This is a genomic window from Tepidimonas sp. (assembly GCF_029335975.1).
In the GTDB taxonomy this organism is placed as follows: Bacteria; Pseudomonadota; Gammaproteobacteria; order Burkholderiales; family Burkholderiaceae_C; genus Tepidimonas.
Map to the genome: position 1 here is coordinate 1 of NZ_JARJMT020000075.1, position 3,133 is coordinate 3,133.

Annotated in this window: 3 protein-coding genes; 2 read left to right on the forward strand and 1 reads right to left on the reverse strand. The window is 68.8% G+C overall.

What is annotated here, in order from left to right; all coding sequences use genetic code 11:
* Positions 1-418: TetR/AcrR family transcriptional regulator (locus P3W97_RS04195; RefSeq protein ID WP_300844070.1), on the reverse strand; the 418-nt coding region annotated here is incomplete at its 3' end.
* 56 nt (positions 419-474) lie between these two features.
* On the opposite strand from P3W97_RS04195, the gene P3W97_RS04200 reads away from it, so the two are divergent.
* Positions 475-1,572 carry an efflux RND transporter periplasmic adaptor subunit gene (locus tag P3W97_RS04200; RefSeq protein ID WP_300844072.1) on the forward strand — a complete coding sequence of 366 codons (1,098 nt, stop codon included), beginning with the start codon at positions 475-477 and terminating at the stop codon, positions 1,570-1,572.
* On the forward strand, positions 1,569-3,133 hold a 1,565-nt coding region (locus P3W97_RS04205), incomplete at its 3' end, for an efflux RND transporter permease subunit (protein WP_300844075.1). The genes P3W97_RS04200 and P3W97_RS04205, both read left to right, overlap by 4 nt.

Genomic DNA, 3,133 nt, shown 5'->3' on the forward strand with positions numbered 1-3,133 from the left:
GTTGCGGACCGAGGCGCCAGATGCGCTGCAGATCGGCCTGCGGCTGCGGCAGGGCAGCAATGGCTTGCAGATAGGCCTGGTAGGCCGGCTGGGTCACAAAGGCCAGCATCGAATCGAGGAAGCGCTGCAGCACCTCAGCCAGCGCCACGGCATTGGCCGGAGCGGCATCCAGGGTTCCGAGCAGCGGCCGTGTTTCGCGCAGCACCAGCGACTCCAGCAGCGCTTCGCGGTGCGGCCAGCGCCGATACAGCGTGGCTTTGGAGACGCCGCTGGCCCGCGCCACCGCATCCATCGTCAACGCAGCAGGTCCGCCCGACAGCAGCAGCTCGCGCCCAGCCGCCAGGATCAGCTCATCTTTGCGCGCATCCAGCGGTCTGCCCGGCATGCCGCCACGCGCACCTTCCATCGGCGGGGTCATGGCCTTTACTGTACGATACCGTTCACTTATTGCCAAGTCAGCCGGAGGTATGCCCCGTGAACATAGCGCCCCTGCGTAAGGCCCCGATGGCCCTGTCGATGTCGATTGCGCTGCTGGCCAGTGGTTGTCAGCGGGCCGATCCCCCCGGCGCTGCCGCTACGCCGACCGTGGTGGCCACCGCATCCGTGGAGCCGTTGAGCGCGGCAGGGATGGGTCTGTCGGGCACCGTGCGCGCACGGGTAGAGGCGCCCCTGGCCTTCCAAGTGGGGGGGCGCATCGCTGCACGGCGTGTGGACGCCGGCCAGACCGTGCGGGCGGGACAGGTGCTGTTCGAGCTCGACCCCTCTGACCTGGAACAGGCCGTGCGCGCTGCCGAGGCCGATACAGCTGCGGCAGAAGCCGCGCTGCGCACCGCGCAGGCCGACCTGGAACGTGTGCGCACGCTGGCGGCCCAAGGCTTCGTCAGCACCCAGGCGACCGATCGGGCGCAACTGGCCGTGCGCGAAGCCACGAGCCGTCGCGACGCCGCACAAGCACGCTTGGCGCAGATACGCAACGGTCGTGCCTATGCGCAACTGCGTGCGCCTGCCGCCGGCGTCGTCACCGACGTCACCGGCCAGCCGGGTCAGGTGGTGGCGGCTGGCCAGCCGGTGGCCACGCTCGCGCAGGCTGGCGCGCGCGAGGTGGAAGTCTTCTTCCCCGATACAGTGCTGCCCCCAGCGACGGGGCAAATACTGCTGCCAGACGGGCGCACGGTGGCGCTTGCGCTGCGCGAAGCGGCGCCCATGGTCGATGCGCTGGCGCGCACACGCCGCGCGCGCTACCGCGCAGACGGTCTGCCGCCGGCGCTGCCGCTGGGGGCTGTCGTTGCCACCCAGTTCGCGCTGCCAGACCCGCTGAATGTCTCTGCGGATGCGGGTGCCAGCGCGGTGGGTGCCTGGCGCGTGCCTGTGGGCGCGCTGGACGAACGCGCGCAAGGGCCGCGCGTCTGGCGCGTGCGTGACGGCAAGTTGGAAGCGGTGCCGGTGCGCGTGCTGCGCATGGACGACCGCCACGCCGTGGTGGCCGCGCCGCTGGCGGCTGGCGAGCGCGTCGTGGCGCTGGGCACGCACCTGCTGCAGCCAGGCATGACGGTACAGGAGCGCGGCCAATGAGCTTTCCGAACCTGTCGGCGCTGGCGGTGCGCGAGCGCGCTGTCACCCTATTCTTTCTGATACTTTCGGTGCTGGGCGGTATCTACGCCTTTGCGACCCTGGGCCGCGCGGAAGACCCCGCCTTTACCGTGCGCGTGATGCAGGTCAACGTGGCCTGGCCCGGCGCCACGCCGCAGCAGCTGCAGGCGCAGGTGGTGGACCGGCTGGAGAAAAAGATCCAGGAGGTGGAGTTCCTCTACCGCATCGAGTCCACCATCCGTCCCGGGCAGGCCACACTGCAGGTGGAGTTTCACGACTACACGCCGCAGGCCCGCGTGCCGGAGCTGTTCTACCAGGTCCGCAAACGCATGTGGGACGCGCAGCGTGAGATGCCCGCCGGCGTCATCGGTCCGCTGGCCAATGACGATTTCGCCGACGTCTATTTCAGCCTGCTGGCGCTGACTGCGCCCAAGCTGCCGCATGACGAACTGGTGCGCGAGGCCGAGCGGCTGCGCGACGAGATCCAGCGCATCGAAGGCGTGCACAAGGCATTGCTGCTGGGCGAGCGCACCCAGCGCCTCTTCGTGGAATTCGACAATGCGCGGCTGGTGAACCTGGGCCTGTCGCCGCAGGCCATCTTCGAGGCCATCGACACCAGCAACCGGCTGGTGCCCACCGGCCGACTGGAAACGGACGGCCCACGCCTGCACATCCGGCTCGACGCCGACTTGTCCGACCCCGAGGCACTGGTGCAGCTGCCCATCCGCGCCGGCGGCAAGGTGATCCGCCTGGGCGACATCGCCACCATCCGCCGCGGCTACGAGGATCCGCCCAGCTACCTGGTGCGCGCGCGGGGGCAAGATGCGGTGCTGATCGGCGTTGTGATGAACAAAGGCGACAACGGCCTGCAATTGGGGCAGCGGCTGGCGGCCTACCTGGAGCGCGAGAAGGCCGAGCTGCCGCTGGGGCTGGAGCTGACGCAGCTGACCAACCAAGCCGACGCGATCGCCAAGGCGGTGGATCTGTTCCAGATCAAGTTTCTGGTGGCGGTGGCGGTGGTGATGGGCGTGAGCATGCTGGCCATCGGGCTGCGCGCGGGCCTCATCGTCGGCATCGCGGTGCCGGTGACGCTGGGCTTGAGCTTCGTGGTCTTCAAGGCCATGGGCATCAACCTGGACCGAATCACGCTCGGGGCGCTCATTATCTCGCTGGGTCTGTTGGTGGATGACGCCATCATCGCCGTGGAGATGATGCTGGTGAAGATGGAAGAAGGCTGGGACCGGGTGCGCGCCGCCGCCCACGCCTGGAACGTGACGGCCGCGCCCATGCTGTTTGGCACGCTGGTCACGGTAGCGGGCTTTTTGCCGATCGGCTTTGCGCGCTCGGGCGTGGGCGAATATGCCGGCAACATCTTCTGGGTGCTCGGCATCAGCCTCTTGTTGTCTTGGCTGGTGGCGGTGACGTTCACGCCTTATCTGGGTGTCAAGATGCTGCGCGACGTGCCGCCCGAGGCGCGCCACAGCCATGACCAGCTCTACCAAAGCCCGGCGTACCGCCGGCTGCGGGCCCTCGTAGCCTGGTG